The organism is uncultured Parabacteroides sp., from assembly GCF_905196875.1.
Classification (GTDB): Bacteria; Bacteroidota; Bacteroidia; order Bacteroidales; family Tannerellaceae; genus Parabacteroides.
In genome coordinates this window covers 1-22,065 of the sequence record NZ_CAJJWO010000047.1, presented here as the reverse complement: position 1 = coordinate 22,065, position 22,065 = coordinate 1, and the positions used below count along the sequence as shown (strand labels likewise).

Annotated in this window: 19 protein-coding genes and 1 pseudogene; 10 read left to right on the top strand and 10 right to left on the bottom strand. The window is 42.6% G+C overall.

Features of this window, described 5'->3' with window-relative positions; genetic code table 11:
- Position 1 precedes the first annotated feature (1 nt).
- Positions 2 to 2,659: an SGNH/GDSL hydrolase family protein gene (locus QZ076_RS15035; protein WP_293714408.1), complete on the top strand. Its 2,658-nt coding sequence runs from the start codon at positions 2 to 4 to the stop codon at positions 2,657 to 2,659.
- Between the two features lie 124 nt (positions 2,660 to 2,783).
- Here the strand turns inward: QZ076_RS15035 and QZ076_RS15030 are convergent, their stop codons facing one another.
- Entirely contained in the window at positions 2,784 to 3,197 is a 414-nt protein-coding gene (locus QZ076_RS15030) for a hypothetical protein (protein ID WP_293714406.1), read from the bottom strand.
- A 348-nt stretch (positions 3,198 to 3,545) separates the two neighbouring features.
- Here QZ076_RS15030 and QZ076_RS22000 point away from each other — a divergent pair, with 348 nt between their 5' ends.
- From QZ076_RS22000 to QZ076_RS15020, 3 genes are all read left to right on the top strand, one after another.
- On the top strand, positions 3,546 to 3,722 hold the full coding sequence (locus tag QZ076_RS22000) for a type II toxin-antitoxin system HicA family toxin (RefSeq protein ID WP_365325862.1): 177 nt from the start codon (positions 3,546 to 3,548) through the stop codon (positions 3,720 to 3,722).
- Between the two features lie 40 nt (positions 3,723 to 3,762).
- Positions 3,763 to 4,167 (top strand): type II toxin-antitoxin system HicB family antitoxin, encoded by a 405-nt coding sequence (locus tag QZ076_RS15025; RefSeq protein ID WP_293714404.1) that lies wholly within the window; start codon positions 3,763 to 3,765, stop codon positions 4,165 to 4,167.
- A 222-nt stretch (positions 4,168 to 4,389) separates the two neighbouring features.
- Positions 4,390 to 5,553, top strand: a complete 1,164-nt coding sequence (locus tag QZ076_RS15020; RefSeq protein WP_293714454.1) for a C1 family peptidase — start codon at positions 4,390 to 4,392, stop codon at positions 5,551 to 5,553.
- Positions 5,554 to 5,636: 83 nt separating this feature from the next.
- Here the strand turns inward: QZ076_RS15020 and QZ076_RS15015 are convergent, their stop codons facing one another.
- From QZ076_RS15015 to QZ076_RS15005, 3 genes are all read right to left on the bottom strand, one after another.
- Positions 5,637 to 6,194: a copper resistance protein NlpE N-terminal domain-containing protein gene (locus QZ076_RS15015; protein WP_293714402.1), complete on the bottom strand. Its 558-nt coding sequence runs from the start codon at positions 6,192 to 6,194 to the stop codon at positions 5,637 to 5,639.
- A gap of 98 nt (positions 6,195 to 6,292) precedes the next feature.
- A complete protein-coding gene (locus tag QZ076_RS15010; protein ID WP_293714400.1) occupies positions 6,293 to 8,152 on the bottom strand; it encodes a mechanosensitive ion channel family protein in 1,860 nt (619 codons plus the stop codon).
- A gap of 35 nt (positions 8,153 to 8,187) precedes the next feature.
- Positions 8,188 to 10,422, bottom strand: coding sequence for a S9 family peptidase (locus tag QZ076_RS15005; RefSeq protein ID WP_293714398.1), 2,235 nt, complete (start codon positions 10,420 to 10,422; stop codon positions 8,188 to 8,190).
- Positions 10,423 to 10,548: 126 nt separating this feature from the next.
- Here QZ076_RS15005 and QZ076_RS15000 point away from each other — a divergent pair, with 126 nt between their 5' ends.
- The gene (locus tag QZ076_RS15000; RefSeq protein WP_293714396.1) at positions 10,549 to 11,064 is read left to right on the top strand and encodes an FKBP-type peptidyl-prolyl cis-trans isomerase; all 516 of its coding nucleotides are present in this window, start codon (positions 10,549 to 10,551) and stop codon (positions 11,062 to 11,064) included.
- A 60-nt stretch (positions 11,065 to 11,124) separates the two neighbouring features.
- Here QZ076_RS15000 and QZ076_RS14995 read toward each other — a convergent pair whose 3' ends face one another.
- The 5 genes from QZ076_RS14995 to argR form a co-directional block, all read right to left on the bottom strand.
- Positions 11,125 to 12,252 (bottom strand): aspartate aminotransferase family protein, encoded by a 1,128-nt coding sequence (locus tag QZ076_RS14995; protein ID WP_293714394.1) that lies wholly within the window; start codon positions 12,250 to 12,252, stop codon positions 11,125 to 11,127.
- Between the two features lie 69 nt (positions 12,253 to 12,321).
- Entirely contained in the window at positions 12,322 to 13,290 is a 969-nt protein-coding gene (gene argC, locus QZ076_RS14990; RefSeq protein ID WP_293714392.1) for an N-acetyl-gamma-glutamyl-phosphate reductase, read from the bottom strand.
- Positions 13,287 to 14,486: an argininosuccinate synthase domain-containing protein gene (locus QZ076_RS14985; RefSeq protein ID WP_293714390.1), complete on the bottom strand. Its 1,200-nt coding sequence runs from the start codon at positions 14,484 to 14,486 to the stop codon at positions 13,287 to 13,289. Before QZ076_RS14985 ends, argC begins: the two co-directional genes overlap by 4 nt.
- 65 nt (positions 14,487 to 14,551) lie before the next feature.
- Complete coding sequence (locus QZ076_RS14980) at positions 14,552 to 15,142, bottom strand: GNAT family N-acetyltransferase (RefSeq protein ID WP_293714388.1); 591 nt, start codon at positions 15,140 to 15,142, stop codon at positions 14,552 to 14,554.
- A gap of 66 nt (positions 15,143 to 15,208) precedes the next feature.
- Entirely contained in the window at positions 15,209 to 15,652 is a 444-nt protein-coding gene (gene argR, locus QZ076_RS14975; protein ID WP_293714386.1) for an arginine repressor, read from the bottom strand.
- A gap of 183 nt (positions 15,653 to 15,835) precedes the next feature.
- On the opposite strand from argR, the gene QZ076_RS14970 reads away from it, so the two are divergent.
- Complete coding sequence (locus tag QZ076_RS14970; RefSeq protein ID WP_293714384.1) at positions 15,836 to 16,633, top strand: M48 family metallopeptidase; 798 nt, start codon at positions 15,836 to 15,838, stop codon at positions 16,631 to 16,633.
- A 32-nt stretch (positions 16,634 to 16,665) separates the two neighbouring features.
- Here QZ076_RS14970 and QZ076_RS14965 read toward each other — a convergent pair whose 3' ends face one another.
- Complete coding sequence (locus QZ076_RS14965) at positions 16,666 to 18,459, bottom strand: MutS family DNA mismatch repair protein (RefSeq protein WP_293714382.1); 1,794 nt, start codon at positions 18,457 to 18,459, stop codon at positions 16,666 to 16,668.
- Between the two features lie 158 nt (positions 18,460 to 18,617).
- On the opposite strand from QZ076_RS14965, the gene QZ076_RS14960 reads away from it, so the two are divergent.
- The 4 genes and pseudogenes from QZ076_RS14960 to QZ076_RS14945 form a co-directional block, all read left to right on the top strand.
- Positions 18,618 to 19,457 carry a phospholipase A gene (locus QZ076_RS14960; RefSeq protein WP_293714380.1) on the top strand — a complete coding sequence of 280 codons (840 nt, stop codon included), beginning with the start codon at positions 18,618 to 18,620 and terminating at the stop codon, positions 19,455 to 19,457.
- 86 nt (positions 19,458 to 19,543) lie between these two features.
- Positions 19,544 to 20,500, top strand: a complete 957-nt coding sequence (locus tag QZ076_RS14955; protein WP_293714378.1) for a DUF5119 domain-containing protein — start codon at positions 19,544 to 19,546, stop codon at positions 20,498 to 20,500.
- Positions 20,501 to 20,538: 38 nt separating this feature from the next.
- Positions 20,539 to 21,525, top strand: coding sequence for a fimbrillin family protein (locus tag QZ076_RS14950; RefSeq protein WP_293714376.1), 987 nt, complete (start codon positions 20,539 to 20,541; stop codon positions 21,523 to 21,525).
- Positions 21,526 to 21,638: 113 nt separating this feature from the next.
- A pseudogene (locus QZ076_RS14945) lies at positions 21,639 to 22,065 on the top strand (carboxylesterase family protein); the annotation flags it as partial.

Sequence of the window (22,065 nt, the reverse complement as noted above, 5' to 3'; positions counted from 1 at the left end):
TATGATACGAAAAAGAATAAACACAGACCTGTTTCTTCGTCTCTCAATCGTAATGAAGGACGGAAGCCCGGCAAACTTTACCGGAGCGCAAGACATGAAGGTGGAGACATGGCATCATCTGTACTCAAATAGTCGGACAGAACAAGCCTTTAAAGTAGAAGGCAACATTATTAGTCTGCAATACTCCTCAGAAGAGAATCAGAAGACAGGAAAATACGGTGTATCTGTGTTCTGGTCGAAGCTCGATCCAGATAGTGAGACAGGCCGGCGCGATTACGCTGTAGACTTTACCGAAGCGTTTACGATTGTCCCCTACAGCGAACAGGAGGACGACGGAACAATAGAGTATACCGGGAAGGTTAACCAGAACCCCGATGGAATAGGAGGCACCGGGGATGTTGATTTATCCGATTACTACAATCGTAAAGAGGTTGACGATAAATTAAAGGAAAAAGTTGATGTAGTAGAGGGTAAAGGGTTGTCCGAATGCGACTTTACGAAAGAAGACAAAGCAGAGGTAGGGAAGATCAAAGATAAGATAGATCCTGAAACTTTCTACGATGCTCTTGCCAGCAAATTATCTCCCGGTCAGGTATATTCCAAAGAAGAAATAGATTCAATGATAGAAGAGGCCCGTATCAGCCTTAATCTTACATCTGAACAGCTGTCAGGATTGAATGTAAACTTGACTCCAATACATAATGAATTGTCTGAAATAAATTTGTTTCCGTTAAAAGGAAAGAAGATGCTTGTTTTGGGAGACTCTTTGTCTAGCTCAGGAGGCGGCAGTATAGATAGCCCAGCGGTAGGTAGCTGGTGTCAATATACTAAGAGCTTATTAAAACTGTCTCCTGATAGTCGGGTGATCGCGCAGGGTGGTGCAACCTGTACTGATAAAAGTACGACAACAATAAAAACCAACAAGGTAGATTGGGGAGGTGATAACAACGTTCTCTCTAATCAGGTGTACTCGGTCATTAATCATTATAAGATGTACAAAGGTACGGCTTCTGAGTTTATTCCAGACGTTATTGCGATTATGATAGGTACAAATAACAGTCATACTACTCACCCTGATCCGATGTGGTCATCGATAGTAGGTGATTGGACGACTTGTATGTATTCGCAGTTTATTGACACAGACTATGATTTGTATGATCTGTCAGATAGTGCTCAGTTGCAGAAATATAATACGCTTCGGGATATCCGTAAAAAATTCTATTCGGCTTATAAATGGGCTATTGAGGCTCTTTTATATTGGTTCCCGAATACTTCAATCTATATTTTAAGCCCGATGGCCAATAGCGGTGGTAGAGGACAAAATGTTTTTGAAAATACAGTGAATGCCTGTAAAAAAGTGGCTGATTTCCTGTCATGTGGTTACATTGATGTACATAATCGCAGTGGCTTGTCTTATTATTCAAATACAAGAAAAGATAACGGCTGGGATAGTCAGTGGTATACCTTTGATGGTACTCATCCCAACTTTGATGCTGGTATGGAACTTGTAGGAAGATATGTAGCGAAGGAGTTACAAAATCAGTATTTTACGAAGCCTCCGATAAAGTCGATCAAAGTACCTATGAGTACTACTGATGTCTATTATAATATCAGTATTGTTAATGCAAATGCTGACACATCATTTGGTACGACAAATCCGGTTGATTCTACACAAGTAATCAAAGGCGGTTCACTTACAGTCGATATAATCCCGGCATCCGGCTACGAAGTCTATTCTGTTAAAATCGATGGTGTAGAACAAGGGAAGATTACGAGTTATATATTTAGCAATGTACAAGCCAACCATGAGATAATAGTAGAGTTTTGTGTTAAATCTGTTGATCCTCCCGTTGAAACTAAATACATGGTATCAGCTAGTAGCAACAATATTGACTATGGTAGCGTAACGCCAGCTAGTCAGGAAGTAGTAAAAGGTGGCACAGCTACAATGACTGCTAATGCTAAAAATGGTTATGTCATTGAAAGTTGGGCTGGAGTTACTTCGGGGACTGGTGTAGGTACAATGTCGGGGACGGGAACAGTAACTAATGTACAAGCAAACAAAGATGTTATCTGCAACTTTAAAGCGAATACTCCTGATCCTCCTGTTACTGATAAAACTATTTTATCCTTTAATTGGGGATTTAACGATAACGGTGCCGTTGAAGATGGAATAACAAAAGTCTACCTTAAGAATACAACAGCAGTCAATTCAGATATCCCAATAGGAAAAATCTGTCTTAATGGTAAGGGTGGACTTAATTATGCCAATACAATTGGAGCTACAACAGGTGATGATAGTGGTATTTATCCAGATAAGTTCTTAGAAAGAGGGGTTTTGATAACGTCAGGAACGACTGAAACAAGTAATGGTTATTTGACAATATCCGATATGGAAAACGGCACCTATAGGATCGGTATTCTTACTAATGTATCAAGTAAAGCGCCCTGGATATCTTATATTGCTGACTCATCAGGAGTACTGATCGAAGTAAATTCAATGCAAAAGAATCCATTAAAGATTATTGATAACACAGATACACTGACTGTATTTGAAAATGTGATTGTCACAGATGGAGTCTTAAGTATAAAGATTGATATCACTCAGTCAAGCAAGCGTTGCATGTTAAACGTTGTCGAGATCGAAAAAATAGGCTAGCATCCAGATAGAAAGCCGTCTTGCCTGTGAGTGGAGTTTATATATCCAACAGGCGGGGGCATGTATCCTTAGATTTTGTGAATGATGCATGCCCCCTGTCTATTATTTTGCTTTGGCAAATAAATTAAATCACTTGGATAAACGGATCAAATGTCATTTCTTTACCATTCATAGACAACACACACGCATATTGATAAGTAGTTTTAGCTCCTCTCGATTGCATTCGGGCTGTCCAGTATTCGTCATCAATTTCCCCCTGCTTGGTAGGAACACAAACCTGTTTAGTGATAATCTCACCGGTAAATTTTACTATTGAAACATTAGTATTTGGGCTAATGGGAACTACTCTCCAATTGATTCTTTGAGTGTCATGGCACACTGTATAGAGTTCACACTGTCCCTGATTCCAAGAACCCATATATTTGTTTGTATCAACAAGATATACATTATTACTCAGGTTACCCGATGCCAGCGCACCGACAACATCAACAATAATAATAATATCAATGCTATTAAGTGCATTCACTGAATTATCCATACTCTTTAAGTTTTACTGCTAACCGGAAAACGGAAAGCAAAGTTATTTTTTTTAATTATAATGTACAGCTGTATGGATCAAATTTAAAGATTAATATTAAACTATCATCCTAAATCATGTAGACAACCAAATAAGTTTATAAACAACATATTAAGTAGTCTAAACAGCATTTTATGTAGAAGATGTAATGAGTTAAGTTTGGGTGTCTGGGGGAGCGATCATCTGGACGCTCTTTTTTATGTGTAAATATTAAATACGATAACGGTAGAAATATTTCTATCGAAATGTTTTGTAGTGATAGAAATATTTCTTACATTTGTAATGTAATCAAAAGCGATATTTGAAATTATGAAGTACAGAGAATTTCACAGAACCATAGTTCAGCAAGGTTGGATTGAGGTTCGCAAAAGTGGAAGTCATGTAATCTACGAAAAGAATGGCAAAAGGTATCCAGTACCTTTTCACAGTTCTAAAGAGATTCCCGAAGGACTTCGGCTTAAGATTGAAAAGGAGATGGGGCTTTAAGCCCCTCTCTTTACTTTGTAATTAAAAAACATCAAAGAATATGGAAAGTAAATTGTTAAAAGCGGTCATAACTGGTGGTAAGGATCAGTTCGGGGCATGGTTAGAAGATGTGCCCGGTGTATACGGTGCTGGTGATACGGTAGAAGAAACAAAAGAAAATCTACTGGAAGGCTTGGAACTGTATAGAGAAGCAAATGAGGAATTACCGGAACTGTTAAAAGGAGAATATGAGATAGAATTTACTTTTGACGTGTCCGGCTTCTTGAAATATTATTCGAAATTCATTTCCTTTGCAGGTATGAAAGAAATAACGGGTGTCAACCAGAAACAGCTTTGGAATTATGCCAATGGTTATAGAAACCCGAATAAAGATACATCTGAAAAGATATTGAATAGTATTCATGCTTTCGGAAAAGAGTTTAGTCAGGTTCAGATACGCTTTTGATTACACTTTGTATTTAATCTGGCGGCCCGGAGTTGGGTTTCCTTCTCCGGGCTTTATTAATCGTACAAATGTTTTACAATTGATAATTCATAATCTATGTAACATTCTTATAGATAAGAAGTAATTGTCGGATTGGAATAAAACCCGTACATTTGTGATAAAATGTATAATTGCTAATAAAATCGAAAATAAAAGATGAAGAAACTTATTGTTGCCAGCTTAATGTTGGCTTGTATGCTTTCTACTTCAGTAGGGGCACAGGAGACAGAAGAGTATGTATTTACTCCGGTAAAAGAATTGAAAATAACTCCGGTTAAGAATCAGAACCGTACAGGAACATGCTGGTCGTTCTCCGGTATCGGCTTCCTGGAAGCTGAACTGTTGCGTCAGGGTAAAGGAGAGTATGATCTTTCTGAAATGTTCGTGGTAAGCCACTCATATAAAGATAAGGCGGATAAGTTCGTTCGTTTGCACGGTTGTTTAAACTTTGCACAGGGAGGTTCTTTCGGTGACGTGCTTTATGCAACCAAACATTATGGTGCCGTTCCCGAATCAGTAATGAACGGATTGCAGTATGGTGAAGATCAGCATGTACATGGTGAATTGGAAAGTCTGGCAATCTCTTATGTAAATACACTTATCAAGAACCCGAACGGTAAATTGTCTACTGCCTGGAAGAAAGGTTTCGACGGAATTATCGATTCTTACCTGGGAGCCGTTCCCGAAAAATTCACTTATAACGGAAAAGAATATACTCCGGAAAGCTTCGGTAAGGAACTGGGATTGAATATCGATGATTATATCTCTTTGACTTCTTACACACACCAGCCGTTCTATACTGCATTCCCAATTGAAGTACAGGACAACTGGCGTTGGGATCTGTCATACAACCTGCCATTGGATGAACTGATGCAGGTGATGGACAATGCCATCAACACAGGTTATTCTATCGCATGGGCTTCCGACGTAAGTGAAAAAGGATTTACACGTAATGGTATTGCTATTGCTGCCGATGTGGCTTCTATGGAGACTTCTGGTTCAGACCAGGACAAATGGGTTGGCCTTAGCAAGTCTGAAAAGGAGGCTGAAATCCGTAAGATGATTGAAAAACCGGGTTGCAAGGAATTGACTATCACTCAGGAAATGCGTCAGAAAGATTACGATAACTATCAGACAACTGACGACCATGGTATGTTGATCTACGGTATTGCAAAAGACCAGAACGGTAAAAAGTTCTATATGGTAAAGAACTCATGGGGAACAGACAATAAATATAACGGAACCTGGTATGCTTCCGAACCGTTCGTTGCTTATAAGACAATGACGATTGTTGTCCATAAAGATGCACTGCCAAAAGCAATCAAAACAAAATTAGGTATTAAGTAATTACCGATTTTATACAAACGAAAAGAGGCATTCCCGGTAGGAGTTGGGGTGCCTCTTTTCTATTTATACAAAGATGTGTTTCTTTATGGAACGAGCGTCAGAGTGTAATTCAGATCTGATGCAGCCTTTTGTAATTCCTGATTCAATAGTGTCAAACTGTCGCCTTCTGCCTGGAAATAGAATGTCATACTTCCATCGCTTGGGATCAATTCGTAAACGACTGCTTCAGAGTTGGCAGGGGTGCCATGTTTTACCTGGCGTTTACCGGTAGAAGAGAATGTTTTATCCTGTCCGTTTTCTGCTTCCAGATAAGTGGCATCCATTTCGTAAACACCATCTTCGCTATCTTGCTGATAATATAAAGTCAGGTCATAAACGATGCCGGGACCATCTGCAGCGGGGAATGTTCCCTTATATTTTTTCTGAATAACAGCTCCCTTTTTGGGATCAACTTTCAGTGAATCACGCATATTCATAGGCTTAGTAGTTTTTCCTGTTACTTCAGGCAAAACCGGTGCGTCGGGTATTGCTTCTGCTACTGCGACACTTTCTTCCTCAATCAGAGCGGGTTCGGCTGTTTTCTTCCCGCTACATGCAGCTAATAAAGCCAGAGCTGCTACTGCGATAAAATACTTTTTCATTTTTGTGCATTTTTATTAGTGACTTTGCGGATATAACAAAAGTCCCCCTGCATTTTGTTTTGCAGGAGGACTTTTTTAACTATATAACAGGCTGTTTCTTACTTTTTATCCGGCTCGTCGGGGCGTTGCAGATATTCGGAAGGGATGGTGGTCGCACTTCCGTCGCGTCCGGCAAAATAATGGGGCGACATGATTTCTACCCCGGCTTCGTTGAAGGTATCCTGTATCTGTTGGTGCAGGTCGGAAGTTATCTGGGCCAGCTGATCGGCTTCCTTTATATAGGCATTGATCTGGTAGCAAGGATAATAATCCTGCAATTCTGTTTCCAGCACGAACGGTTTCGGATGAGAGAGTACACCCGGGGTAGACCTTGCGGCATCGATAAGCAATTGATGTACCTGTCTCCAGGGAACATCGTAACCGATCGTTACCGTGGTGTGGATGATCAATCCGAACTGACGGGCGGAAGCACTATAGTTAACCGTATGTGACGACATGATAAAGGAGTTGGGGATCGTAACCACTTCGTTCTTGGGCGTACGGATACGTGTCACGAACGGAGTTTTCTCGATCACGTTGCCGGTTGTCTCGTTTAACTTGATGCGGTCGCCCAGTTTGAACGGGCGCATATAGGTAATGACCAGACCTGCGATGATATTTCCGATCACCGTGCTCGATCCCAGCGATACGATCAGTCCGACGAAGACCGATATCCCCTGGAATACGCCGGAGTCGGAGCCCGGCAGGTAAGGATAGATCATTGCAATCATGAAAGCGTACAACAGGAAACGTATGATATTGAAAGAGGGTTGCGCCCAGTCCGGATAGAACCCGGTGATCTTTAGCTTTTCACTTTCAATCTCGTTGGCTATGTATTGGATACCTTTGATGATATATTTTACACAGTAGTAGATAACAATGATAATGAACAGATTGGGGATATATTCAATAACCGATTTAAGAACCATTTTAATTGGTTCGATAATATACGTGAACAGTCTCATTGCCAGATTCTCCGTTTGTGGGAATATAGCGAACAGCATCGGGACACTGAACATAAGCTGTATCAGCAATACGATATAACGCAGGATATTATTCAGGAATATGAGTATCCTGCCTTGCCGATGGGTGTCCAGAAATTCGTAATCGCGTATGGTTATGGAATGGAGCTTGTTCTGTTTTAGCCAGATGATCTTTCTGCGTAGTTTCTTAAACAGGTAGTTAGTCAGCTTGAATAAAAGATACTGTACTACCAGTACGAGAACGAACAGAGCTACCCGTTTGACCATTTGAAGTATGCCGTGTTCTTTTTTCAACGATACGATCTTAGCGTTGACTACGGATTGATATTTTGCGGCAAGTTCTTCTCTTTCTGTATTTAACCAAAGGGCGTCCTGGTCTGTGACACTTAGTATCACTTTTTCCCCATACATGATATCTGTCTGGTATTCGCTGCTGAACAGATGTACGGAATCTGTTTTCAGGCTGAGGTCTTTACCTATTTTCAGGATCATATTAACTGCATTCTCTGCCCGATCGTGGGCGGATACTCCTCCTCTTTTGGCATAAAAGGTGAGGAGGGTATCGTCGTCGATGATGAGAGGTACGCCGGGAGTCAGCGTTCGTAATGAGTCGATACTGTGGCGTTGTTCCTCTCTCTTCAGCGAATCGCTGGTGATGTGCATATTCAGCGCATCATTCAGTTCGGTTCGGAGGACTATCTCGTTCAACTTCATTTCCTGCAACTGGAGCTCCAACTCTTGCATCCGGACAGAATCCTGCCGACGTTTCTCATCAGCGTTTATCGCTGATGAGTCGGCCGTTGTTTCATTCGTTTTGTTCTCTGTAATAACAGCATTCAGTAACCCTTCTGCCTTTTCCCGGATCTGTGATGTGGCCCGTGCCGGCATAAGGAATATTGCCGAGATTACGGCAATGCATAACATCAAACGTTTCATAGTGTTTTTTACTCTATACTTTTAATTGTTCGTATTTATTTGCCTCCGGCCGGTAAATGTTTCAACCAGTAGTCGGCCATGCTTTTCCGCAGATGCAATGTCGTACCTTCGCGTTCATAGATTCCGTGGCTACGCATCGGGTAACTGATCTGGCTGAATATCTTTCCGTGTTTCACCAGTTCGTTTACCAGCATTTCGCAGTTCTGGTAATGTACGTTATCGTCTCCGGTTCCATGTATCAGCAGTAAGTTTCCTTTCAATCCTTCGGTGTATGAAATAGGAGAGCCTTTGCGGTAACCTTCCGGATTGTTCTGCGGGGTGTTCATATAGCGTTCCTGATAGACAGTGTCATACAGCCGCTGGTCGGCGACAAAGGCGATCGCGATACCGGTGTGGAATACATCCGGGTAGCGGAACATGCAGTTCAGTGTCTGGCTACCGCCGCCGCTCCATCCGTTGATACCGATGCGGGCCGGATCGATGAATGAAAATTGTTTAGCCAGGTCTTGTATGCCCCGCGCCTGGTCTTCCGAAGCGAATGTACCGACTTCGCCATAGATACATTTACGCCACTCGCGTCCGCGCGGTGCGTTGGCTCCTCGGTTTTCGATGCTGACGTAGATATATCCCTGGTTAACCATATACTGGTTCCACAGGTCGCCGCCACCCCATGAGTCCTGCACAGTCGATCCGGCCGGTTCACCATAGACTTCGATGATCACCGGATATTTCTTCGACGGGTCGAAGTCGACCGGTTTGATCATGCATACATCCAGTTCCAGATCGCCTGACTTCGCTTTGACAAATTCTTTCGGGTTCAGTCCCAGCGCGTCGTATTGTTCTTTGGCTTTTGCATTATCTTCGATGATACGTACAGACTGGTTTTTAGGGAATGAAACCATGTCGATTACCGGCGGAGTTACCGAGTTGCTCCAGGTATGTACCGCCCATTTTCCGGTCGGCGACATATTATAACGGTGTTGTCCGGGTTGGCTTTTCGGGCTGAGGCGTTTTACTTCGCCTTTGCCGAACAGGTTTGCACTGTACAGGTAACGTTGTGTATAGTTTTCCGGTGAAGCAATAAAATAAACCAAACCTTTCTGTAAATCGGTTCCTACCGGCTCGATATAATCGAAATCACCTTTTGTGACAGGAACGATCTCTTTTCCGTCACGGCTCACGCGATACAGATGACGCCATCCGCTCCGTTCGCTTTCCCAGGTAAAGTATCGATTGTTTTTCAGCCACAGGATGTTATCGTTTGTATCCAGCCAGGCGGCATCTTTATCTGTAAAGATATTTTCCGGTGTGGCACTACCTATTTTGGCAATCCATACTTTATTGGTGTTCTGCTCCCTGTTTAGCTGTTGGATAAACAGTTCGTTGCTTTCCGGAATGAAATCCATGCGTGGAATGTAGTTGTTACGGGGATCGCCCGGAATGTCGATCCAGGTGGTCGTTCCGCCTTCAGCCGGGATATACCCCACTTTAACGGCCGAATTGGCGGTGCCTGCTTTCGGATAGGGGAAATGCAGGATGGTGGGATAGATGGAGTCGACATTGTTGATGATGTCGAATACGCCGGTACCTTCCGTATCACTCTGCCAGTAGGCTATGTATTTGCCGTCCGGGCTCCAGCGGAAACCGTCGCGGCAACTGAATTCTTCTTCATATACCCAGTCGAATGTACCGTTAACGATGGTTTGGCTTCCGTCGCTGGTCAACTGGATTTTTTTACCGGAGTTTATATCTTCTACATAAAGATTGTTGTCGGAAACGTAGGCTACTCTTGTTCCGTCGGGGGAGAATTTGGCAAACATCATGGATGATTCGGGCAGGCCTTTACCCAATTGACGCAGGTTGCCGTCATGTAGGGAAAGCACCCAATAATCGCCGCGGGTATCATATCGCCATACACGTTTCGTATTGTTGAATATTAGGACTTTATCGTTGTCGTTACTCCATGATAGTCTTCCCATGGCAATCTTCTTGCCGGTCGATTTATCTGTAAACATACTAGATGGGATAATTACTTCACGGGCATTGTCTTTGGCACGGTAGGCTACGACATCCATTCCTCCTTCTTCCTTGTTTTGTTCCAGACGGCTGTAGCGTTCGCCGTCTTTCAGCCAGTTCATGGCTCCTACGCCTTTGGTCTGGATAAGTTTTCCACTAAGTACCTCTTCTAAATTAAGTGATTTCTGAGCGGTACACAAACTGCTGCAACATATAGTAATAGCGGCGGCAACAAATAGTTTATTTAGTTTCATTTGTATTTATTGTGTTTGTTTCTATCTATGCAAATAACGTAAAGTTCTTTGAGATAACAAAGCGGAAACTCTTTATTATTATCTTTGCGGCTTCAAAAGAATTTAATAATAAAATAAAATCGAAGAATGAGATCTATTTATGCAGTCGCATGTTCTGCGATGGTGATGTTGAGTATGTTTACCGCTTGTGATAATAACGATGACAACAAATTTGAGTTGACTCCGGAGCAGATTGCTCATTATGAGAAGAACCGCGAGTATATCCGTGAGAAGAAACTGGAGAAAGACGAGAATGGAGAATTGGTTTATGAACAATTGGTGAAGTATGGAGATACTACTTTATATCGGATTATTGACAGAAAAGCTGAAACACCTAAATATCCGACAAGCAGTAGTAATTTGAATTTTGCTTTGGAAGGACATTATATTGATGGAACAACATTCCAGAATAAAATAACTGAAAATTTTGTTGTAGGTGAACTGATAACAGGCTTGAAAGGTGTTATTCTTGAGACTTCGGTCGGTGATTCTATCGAAGCAATTTTACCTTCTACTTTAGGTTATGATTTTCAGTTAGGTATGGGAGGGATACCTTTTGGTTCTACTCTGATATTTAACTATAGGGTCGAAGAAGCTAAATAAAGCAAGAATGCCGCCTTCGGAAACTCCGTTGGCGGCATTCTTTTTATAATAAAGAACTAATTAAGCATTAAGAACTTTCTTGAAACGGGCAAGGAAATCTTTTGCCTCGTCCATTGTCAGGCAAAGCGGCGGAAGCAGACGGATCGTATTGGTTCCGGCAACACCTGTAAATACCTTTTCTTCGAACAGCAGTTTACCACGTACCTCCTTGATCGACTCTTCGAATTCGATACCGATCATCAGGCCACGGCCACGGATCTCTTTGATACCCGGAAGTTTGTGTAATTCTTCGATCAGGAAATTCCCTACTTTTGCTGCATTGTCGATCAATTTTTCATTTTCCATGATGTCTAATACGGCGATAGCAGCGGCGCAAGCCAGATGGTTACCACCGAAAGTAGTTCCCAACATACCGTAAACAGGCTTGAACATCGGGCTGATCAACAAACCGCTCATCGGGAAACCGTTGCCGATACCTTTGGCTACTGTAATCAGATCCGGTTTAATTCCGGCATATTGGTGAGCGAAGAACTTACCGCTACGTCCGTAACCCGATTGGATTTCATCCAGGATCAGACAGGCTTCATACTTGGTACACAAAGCACGCAACTCCTTCATAAAGTCGTCTGTCGGAAGCTGGATACCACCGACACCCTGAATACCTTCAATGATAACAGAAGATACATCTCCTTTTTGCAGCTCTGCTTCAACAGCTGCCGCATCGTTTAACGGCAGGTAAGTAACAGCCAGATCTTCATTGACCGGAGCAATGATCTTCGGATTATCCGTTACGCGAACCGCTGCGGAAGTACGGCCGTGGAAAGCATGCTTGAAAGCGATTACCCGTTTTTTACCGTTATGGAATGAAGCCAGTTTCAAAGCATTTTCATTTGCTTCAGCTCCTGAGTTGATCAGGAAAAGAGAGTAATCGTCATAACCGGAAGCCTTACCCAGTTTGTCGGCCAGCTTTTGTTGCAGGCTGTTGACAACCGAGTTGGAGTAGAATCCCAGTTTGTTCACCTGATCGGTGATAGCGGCTACATAAGTAGGGTGGCTATGACCGACAGAGATTACAGCATGGCCGCCGTACAGGTCGAGGTATTCAGTCCCTTCGGCATCCCATACATGGCATCCTTTCCCTTTTACGATCTCTATATTAAATAAAGGATATACGTCGAATAGTTTCATGATAAATAATGTGTGAATTTGCCAATTTGCCAATTAATAGTGTTCTTTAATTGGCACATTGATTAATTATTAAAATGCTGACGGTTTGAGATGTAATCCTACAGTCTCTTCCAGACCGAACAGCAGGTTCATATTATGCACAGCCTGACCGCTGGCGCCTTTCAACAAGTTGTCGATCATGGATACGACCAGCAATTTGTTATCATATTTCTGTAGATACAGGAGACACTTGTTTGTGTTTACTACCTGTTTCAGGTCCGGATTCTTATCTGTAATGAACGTGAAAGAATGATCGTCGTAATACTCTTCGTAGATACGCTTGATCTCTTCCAGACTAACCTTACAGTCCACATATGTCGTGGCAAAAATACCACGGGAGAAATTTCCCCTTACCGGTATGAAGTTGATATTGCTTTCGAAACTATTCTGCAACTGGCGCAGGCTCTGTCCGATCTCTGCCAGGTGCTGGTGTGTGAACGGCTTATAGATCGAAATGTTATCGTTTCGCCAGCTGAAATGAGAAGTCGACGAAGGCTTAACACCGGCTCCTGTCGATCCGGTGATCGCATTGACGTGCAACTCTGAATTCAGCATCAGGTGTTTGGCCAGCGGCAAAACGGCTAACTGGATACAGGTGGCAAAACAACCGGGGTTGGCAATGTGTCGGGAGTTGCAGATACGTCGTCGGTTCAGTTCGGGCAAGCCGTAAACGAAATCGTGTTCGTCGCTTTCGATACGGTAGTCCATGCTGAGGTCGATGATCTTTACGTTCTCGGGGACAGTATGGCTTTCCATGAACTTCTTTGTATCGCCGTGGGCGGTACAGAAGAAAAGAAGGTCGATGCTGTTCAGTGGCAATTCGTCGGTAAAACGCATGTCGGTTTCTCCGAACAGGCCGCTATGAACGTCAGTGATCCGGTTCCCGGCGTTACTGGTACTATTCACAAATGTAATCTCAGCGTCCGGGTGATTAAGCAGCAGGCGAATCAGTTCGCCTGCCGTATATCCCGCACCACCTATAATTCCGATCTTGATCATATTTCTTCGTCCTTATGATTATTATAATAAACACGCAGCGGTGTGGAAGTTACTTTGATAAAGCCTTTCGCGTCTTCTGCCGTCCAGCCTTTCTGCATTTCGCCGTATTCACCGAATTTAGTCTTCACCAGGTCGTCTTTCGATTCAACACCGACGGTTGAGAAAGAAAGCGGGCGAAGTTCGAGGATAGCCGTACCGTTTACGTTACGCTGTGATTCCTGCAACATGGCCTCGATATCGCGCATAACCGGTTCGAGGTACTGGCTTTCATGCAGGAACATGCCGTACCAGTTGGCTACCTGGTCTTTCCAGTACTGCTGCCATTTGCTCAATGTATATTTTTCAAGGAAGCGGTGTGCACCGATAATCAACATTGGAGCAGCAGCTTCAAAACCTACACGTCCTTTGATACCGATAATCGTATCGCCTACGTGCATGTCGCGGCCGATACCGTAAGCGGCGCCGATCTCTTCCACTTTCTGGATAGCGGCGATCTTGTCTTCGAATACTTCACCGTTTACGGCGTGGATTTCACCATTCTTGAATTCGATGCGCAGTTCTTCGCTACCGGTCTTTTCTACCTGTTTCAGGTAAGCGCTTTCGGGCAAACCTTGTGCTGAGTCGAGGATCTCGCCTCCACAGATGGAAGTTCCCCAAAGACCTACGTTATAAGAATATTTCAGTTTGGTAAAGTCAGCTTCGAAACCGTTTTCTTTCAGGTAATTGATTTCGTAGTCACGAGTCAACGCCATATCACGTGTCAGGGTGATGATCTCTACGCTGGGAGCCAGCACCATGAACGTCATGTCGAAACGGATCTGGTCGTTACCGGCACCTGTCGAGCCGTGAGCGATAGCGTCTGCTCCGATCTCGTTGGCATAACGGGCGATCGCCAAAGCCTGGAAAATACGTTCCGAACTAACGGAGATAGGATACGTACCGTTACGCAGCACGTTACCGAATACCATATATTTCAGACTCTTTTCGTAATATTCTTTTGTTACGTCGATGGTAACATATTTAGTTGCGCCCAGTTTATAGGCGTTTTCTTCATTCTGTTTAAGCTGCTCTTCGCTGAAACCTCCGGTGTTGGCACAAGCTGCATATACTTCATAACCCTTTTCTTTGGCGAGGTACATGACGGTAAAAGAGGTATCCAAACCTCCGCTGAATGCTACTACAACTTTCTTTTTCATTGTCTGTTTGTTTTTGTGGATTCCATATGGGTGTTTCGCGAAACGCCCTTACAAGGTCTCCCTTATTATTTATTATTTTTATTTCTCTCTTCTGCTTCCCGTTTAGCACGGTGCGGATCGGCCGGGTCGAACAACATGGCTGTACAAATACAATATTTGCGGCCTGTACGTTCCAGGATGTCATGGTTTACGCAACCGTTGCAACCACGCCAGAATGATTCGTCGTCAGTCAGGTCGGCAAAAGTCACCGGTACATATCCCAGTTCCGTGTTCATTTTCATCACTGCCGCTCCTGATGTCAGGCTGAATATTTTCGCTTTCGGCCAGCGCATACGAGCCAGCTGGAAGGTCATATCCTTAATCCGTTTGGCAATACCCAATCCACGGTAATCCGGATGAACGATTAATCCGGAAGTGGTGACATATTGCTTATTTCCCCACGATTCTATATAACTGAAACCTGCAAACTTTTCCCCTGCCAGCGCAATGACCGCTTTCCCTTCTATAATCTTTTGGGCCACGTATTCATGCGTACGCTTTGCGATACCGGTTCCGCGTACCTTGGCAGCGGCCTCTATTGTATCAAGAATTGTGTCGACATATACCTCATGAGAGGCATCAGCGATCATTACATCGATTTCTGTTTCTTGTTCCATTTCTTAATGCTTGTTCTTTGTCTACTTTGTTTATAAACGGAAGATCTCTGGTCTCCCTTATCGCCCTTATATAAAATGTGATAATGCTTTTACTATCCGGTCCCGACTGATCCCTTCGCGGGGGATGATCAGGATCGTGTCGTCTCCGGCTATCGTTCCCAGTATTTCGTGAGGAGCGTGAGTGTCGATATCGGAAGCGATACCCATCGCATACCCCGGTCTTGTCTTTACAACTGCCAGATTTCCGGAAAATTCGATGTTGGGATGATGTTGTGTCTGGGGCTTTTTCGGCTGTATCAAAGCTGAATAATCGGGCAGACAATATACATAATCGCCGTTTGCATCATGTACTTTGGCTACTTTCAGTTGCTTTATATCGCGCGACAAAGTAGCTTGTGTAACCTGAAATCCGCTGGTTTCCAACTCCTTCAGCAGCTCTTCCTGATTACATATTGTCTTTGTTTGTATGATGCGACAAATAGCGTCCAATCGTTCCTTCTTTGTACTCATATTTGTATATTTATGCAAAACGGTTGCAAATATAAGCTGAATAATTGAATATTTATACATGGTTGCGCTGTTTTTTTGCATAATTATTTATCCTATATATCTATTGAGCAAAAATGCCTTTGGAATTGTTCTATTCTTATAAAGAAATGATAATTTTGTATCGGTAAAAACTAAATGAGAGAGATGAAGAAGATAACAGGTTTATTAATGGCGGTATTCTTGCTGCTAAGTAGTTGTGGTAGTGTCCCTTTAACAGGAAGAAAACAAATGCTGCTCGTTTCGGATCAGGAGGTCTTGTCGTCGAGCCTGACCCAATATGGCGATTATATGAAATCGGCAACCAAATCTACAGATAAGGCTAAGAGTGAAATGGTTACCCGGGTAGGGAAGAAGATCGCGGCGGCAACCGAGGCTTATCTGAAAGCCAATGGAATGGAAAGCGAGATTAAAAACTTCCAGTGGGAATTTAATCTGGTGAAAGACAATCAGGTGAATGCGTTTTGTATGCCGGGCGGAAAGATCGTGGTATATGAGGGGCTGCTTCCTCTGGTGGCATCGGATGACGAGTTGGCGGTCGTTGTTGGTCACGAAGTGGCCCATGCCGTAGCCAAGCATAGTAATGAACGAATGAGCCAGCAGTTGATGACTCAATATGGCGCGGCTATTTTGGGCCAGGCGGTAAGTAATAAAAGCACAGCCGTTCAGACGTTGGCAAGCACAGTTTATGGAGTGGGGGCACAGTATGGTGTCATGCTGCCTTTCTCGCGTAAGCATGAGTCGGAAGCCGATTATATGGGACTGGTGTTTATGGCTATGGCGGGTTATAATCCGGAGGTGGCGGTAAACTTCTGGCAAAAGATGTCCGCCGGAAAAGGAGGCAGCACACCGGAGTTTATGAGTACTCACCCGAGTGATGCCACGCGTATAAACGATATTAAAAGATATCTTCCGGAGATAGAAAAGTACCGGACGAAGAAATAAGATAAGTAGAAATAAAGAAAAAGGAATGGGGATTACACGGTGATCCCCATTTTTTTCATCAGGAAGCAAGCATTCATATTCTGTGCAACACCTTCACGCAGTTGATACGAGAAGGTCAGTTCTTCATTTTTGATGTCAGCTTCAAAACGATAATTCTTTATTTGGGCAGGGAATTCCTTTTCCAGTTCGCCCAGTGCCAGGTCGTGGGTTGCGATAATTCCGCAAGTCTGGTAAGACACCAATTGTTTCATCAGGGCAAGCGATCCTTTTTGCTTGTCGATAGAGTTGGTTCCTTTCAATATCTCATCCAGGATAATGAATAGTTTTTCGCCCTGTTGCAAACGGTCGATGATCATCTTCAGGCGTTTCAGTTCGGCAAAGAAATAAGATTCGTTGCTGACGAGCGAGTCGGAAGTGCGCAGGCTGGTTACCATTTTAGCCGGATATACAGTCAATGAATCGGCATAAACCGGAGCTCCGATACAAGCCAGCAGATAATTTACTCCGACCGTACGCAGGTAGGTACTTTTACCTGCCATATTCGCTCCTGTGATGATCAGGAACCAGGGACTTTTCTCGATGGATATGTCATTTCTCACACAAACATCACGGCGAAGCAGCGGATGTCCTAACGATTTACCGCTCATCTTGAAATAAGTGTCGGCTATCTCCGGATAAATATACCCCGGATGATTAAAGGCAAATCCTCCCAATGAACTATAAGCGTCGAAGCGTCCCAACGCCTCAAACCAGTGAGGGATGTCTTCTGCATGTGTTTGTATCCAGCTCTCCAATCTCATTGCGGTCCGGGTATCGCGTAAGATAAAGATATTCAGAATAATTCCTATGAAACTGATTCGCTGGTCGAGAGCCCCTATACATTTGGATAACTTCTTTAACGCCTTCGAGGCTGTCCCGTCTGCTCCTGTAAACTGTTTGCTTATGTCCGAAAGTTCTGCCGATTTGAAAATATCGCCTTCTATACTTTTGATCAGTAGGGAATAGGTGGAAAGTATCATTTCCATTTTATTCACGGAATTGTGAAGCGCTGTGATTTGTTTGGTGCGCATATTGGATAACAAGAATGCAAAAGCAAAGAATATTCCGAAGAAGGAAAAACTGATCAACTCTAATGCGATCCCGATAAACAGGACAACCCAGCATCCAGGAATAATCCAGATCAGGCATTTCCAAAGTGTACTGGTAATAAACGAGGGAGTATGATTCGTCAATGCAGTTAATGTATTGATATCTCCTTTCTCTTTAGGATATTGTTTGCCGGTGACAAAGAAATGTTGTCTCAGCTGGGTTAGTGAGCTTAATTCCAGGATAGCTTCCTGGCGTTTTTTTATTTCCTCCTTGTCGGTAAGCGGATCGATGAACCATTGGGTGAGTGTCTCTTTTCCAACTACTGTCACTGTCCGGTTGATCGACTGGAAGATAGAACGGTTGCCGAACAGGTCGAGATCCAGGCTGAAGGAATGATCGGCCGAACTCTTTTCCGGAGCTCCGTCGAAAGCACTGAAATCATAATCCAACGCCTTTAATTCGTCGTTGCATAATTGTACTAAAGTATCTGCGTATTCTTTCAGATAGGACAAGTGTGTATGATAAACCATTAGTGCGATGAACGGGATAATGAACGATACGACCGCACCGGACAACACTAACCAGCCCTCTGCTTTCAGTAGCCATATAGCGGCGATAAGGCCGGCAACAAGCAGCAGGCGGATTGTCCCACATAAATGCATTCTCTTTTTCAGACTATCCGAACCGCGTTTATAAGCTGTAATAGTTTCGTTATAATATTGGTATACTTTTTCCATGCGGACAAAGATATAAAAAATGAACATACCAGTTAAGAAATGGTTATTAATAAAAGATGGGTTGCAGAATTGACTATAATTCAGGCGATTTGGGAGAACTGTCTGTTTGTGGTATTGTTACCTTTGTTCTGTTATGTAGGGTTTATATAATAACGTTTATGAAAAAGATAGCTTTGTTTCTGTTGGTTTTATTCATCCCGGGGCTTGCGAAAGTAACCGCTCAGATACTGGAAAAGGATCCTAAGATGGAATATAATGCAGATAGTGTGCGTGCCGTATTGGATAAGGCACCTTATTTTTCATTGTTTAAGGATAACTATTTCGTAGGTGGAACGACGATCGGTCATAAGCCCACCGCAGCCAATTCGGATGTGAAGTTCCAGTTGAGTATCGCCCAACGGTTAACCAAAAGTAAATTACCTTTCGATACTTATCTTTTTATTCAGTATACACAGAAAGCCTTTTGGAATGTTTTCCAGAAATCTCTTCCTATGCGCGACCTGAACTTCAACCCGGGAATAGGGTTGGGGCATCTGATCATCCATCATAATAAATATATCGGTAAAGGCTATCTGATGCTTGAACATGAGTCGAACGGGAAAGACAGTACGGCTTCCCGTAGTTGGAATAGAGTTACATTTGCTGCGGCCGTTGTTCTCAATAAAAACTGGGAAGCCCAGTTCAAAACCTGGATACCGATCGTCGATGGTAAGTATAATAAAGACTTATTGAAATATAACGGTATATTCCAGGTGGCAACAAATTTTCGGACAGACAATAAGCGCTTTAACTGCGGAGTGATTCTGACGAAACGTAAAACATGGTTCAGCTTTAATACCCAAGTAGAGCTGAGTTATAAATTCAACAATAACGAGAACCAATATTTCTTCCTTCAATATTATAATGGCTACGGTGAGAATTTGCTGGAATATAATCAGTTCAAAAGCATGCTGAGGATCGGTTTTGTGATAAAACCGCAGGATTTCAGTATCTATTGATTTAACAAATTTGGCACTATAAAAATAACAAACTTTTTACAACTTTTTATGTGTGGCTGTGTTTTAATTATAAATACAGTCAAAGAATGAAAACTATAGTTTATATGATTGTTTGGGCTGTCGCTTTACAAATAGGTTTCGTAGGATGTGTCCGAGAGTTCCCGCAAGAAGAATGTAAGGAGAAAGAAACGGTTCAAGTGGAAGTAGCCGACCTCCTTCCTGATTCGTTAGCAAGCTTTGAAGATTTGAGAATGCGTTCTGTAAACCTGATATTTTATCCTGTTTCAGGTGAAAATCCAATAAAAGGTTCAATAGTTGATACAACAGGAAGTATTAGTGTTCCACATGGCAAATATTCTTTATTAATCTACTCCTCTGACTTTTTTGATCTGGATGGATTATTTTATCGTGGCATGGAGCAACCGGAAACGGCGGAAGCATATACACATCAACACACTCGCAGTGATCTTGTTATGCAGATAGAAGAGCCTGATCCATTATTCTGTTTTTATACAGACGATTTTGATCCGGAGAATCAGAAAGAGGAAGAAGAGAATGAAGCAGACGAACAACCAGTACATGTATCGGTAGTGTTGATTCCTTTGGTTTATACGTACCGTTTCAAAATCAGGGTGGAAGGTCTGCAAAACTTTCGTTCAGCTACGGCGATAGTTACGGGGATGTATACTTCTGTTTTCCTGACAAATAGTTGTCATCGTGAAGACGAAGCGGCGGCTATGCAAGTTAAAATGAAAAAAAGTACTGAATCCGCCAGTGAAGGATTTATTTATGGAGAGTTCCGGTCGTTCGGGTCACACCAGCGAAACGATGTAAACCACCACATTTCCATCGTATTCAACAACGACGAAACTAAAATTGTGGAATTAGATGATCTGACTATACCTATCAAAAGTATTCCTCATGGTGGTGAGATCGTTATTAAACAAAAAATTGTGATTAAAGATAGTGATGGAGGAGAAGAGGGAGCCTTTGATCCTAAAGTTTACGATTGGGATGATGTTGTGATTCCTCTTCCGGTTTAATGAAAAGGTAAAAATGATTTAGACGAAAGGGTAAAATTATGAGACGGTTATTATTATGGGCTAGCCTTATAGCTCTGGCAACAACAAGTTGCACGAAAATGGACTCTCCGGAAGAACAGAGTCAGGTTCCGATTGCATTTAGTGCATCGATCGGAAAATCCACAAAAGCCAATCCTTCTGCATTTCCTACAAGTTCAACATTTGGAGTGAATGCCTATTTCAAAACTCAATCAGGTAATTATCAGTTTGAGGATGACGGACTTTATTTTAAAAATCTTCTGGTCAGTAATTCAAGTGGTGTCTGGAAAGGGAATGATATTTACTACTGGCCTCCAACGGGAAACCTGAAGTTTGTGGCTTATAGTCCTTATAATAAAGCATCTTTGGGTTACGAATCAGCCAAGGGGGTCAAATTAAGCAATTTTACCCAGGATGCGACTGCCTCCATGGATTTGATGTATGCAGAAACCGGAGATTTGACAACGACTAGTAGTCCCGTACCATTGATTTTTAATCATGCTCTGACACAGTTGTACTTTACGATTCAGACAGCGCAACATGGCTTTACTTTTAAAATTAAGGAGTTATCTCTAAAAAAACTATATTATAAAGGCGAATTTGTCTCAAAGCCGTCACCTGTATGGACAATGGTGGGAACTAATGATGCTAATTATACTGTATATAGCGGAAGCGGTGTCTTAATTTCGTATGGTAAAGATTATGGAGATGATAGTCATGGTGACCCGGATGATAATACTTCGTATGTGTTTTCAACTCGTCTGTTTGTTGTTCCTCAGGAAGTTACAGCTGTTCAGCTATATATAAAATATGACTTAATGGTATTGAATACAGTCAATCTTGCAGATCAGGAAAAAACAATCACGTTGACTGGTAGTCCCTGGTTGCCCAACCAGCTTGTTGAATATGCTATATCCATATCACAAAGTAATGTTCCTGAAATTACTTATACTCCTACGATCACAGACTGGACGGCAGAAACAGAGAAGCCGATTGCTGCAAACTAGAAGAATGAATGTATAATTCTTAGGGGCTTGTCCGACTTATAGGGTAGCCCCTTTTAGTTCGTTATAGTTATCTTGATGATATTTTGCAGTATAGAGAATAAATCTTATATAGAATGAAATACAATAGATGTTATAAATTCCGTGTTTGTCTGTTACTTTTGTGTCTGATCGCGTTTACACCTGTCATTAGAGGACAGCAGGTGGATACCTATAAGTTTGCAGATCGTGATACTTGCTCGTTGTGGATGGATGTATATCAACCGGTAGATAGTGTCCGAAAGGATATATGTATGTTATATGTTTTCGGTGGCGGGTTTGTTGGGGGATCGCGTACGGGAGAAGAGAATGTTCGTTTCTTTAAAGATTTGGTTAAAAGGGGATATACTGTCGTTGCTATCGACTACCGGTTGGGACTGAAAGGTGTTAAATTGGGATTATTTAAATTAAAACCTGCCTTTCAAGCTCCGGTAATAGCTTCCGAAGACCTCATATCTGCAACTGAGTTTATTCTTGACAACAGGGAACGATTGCGTATCGATC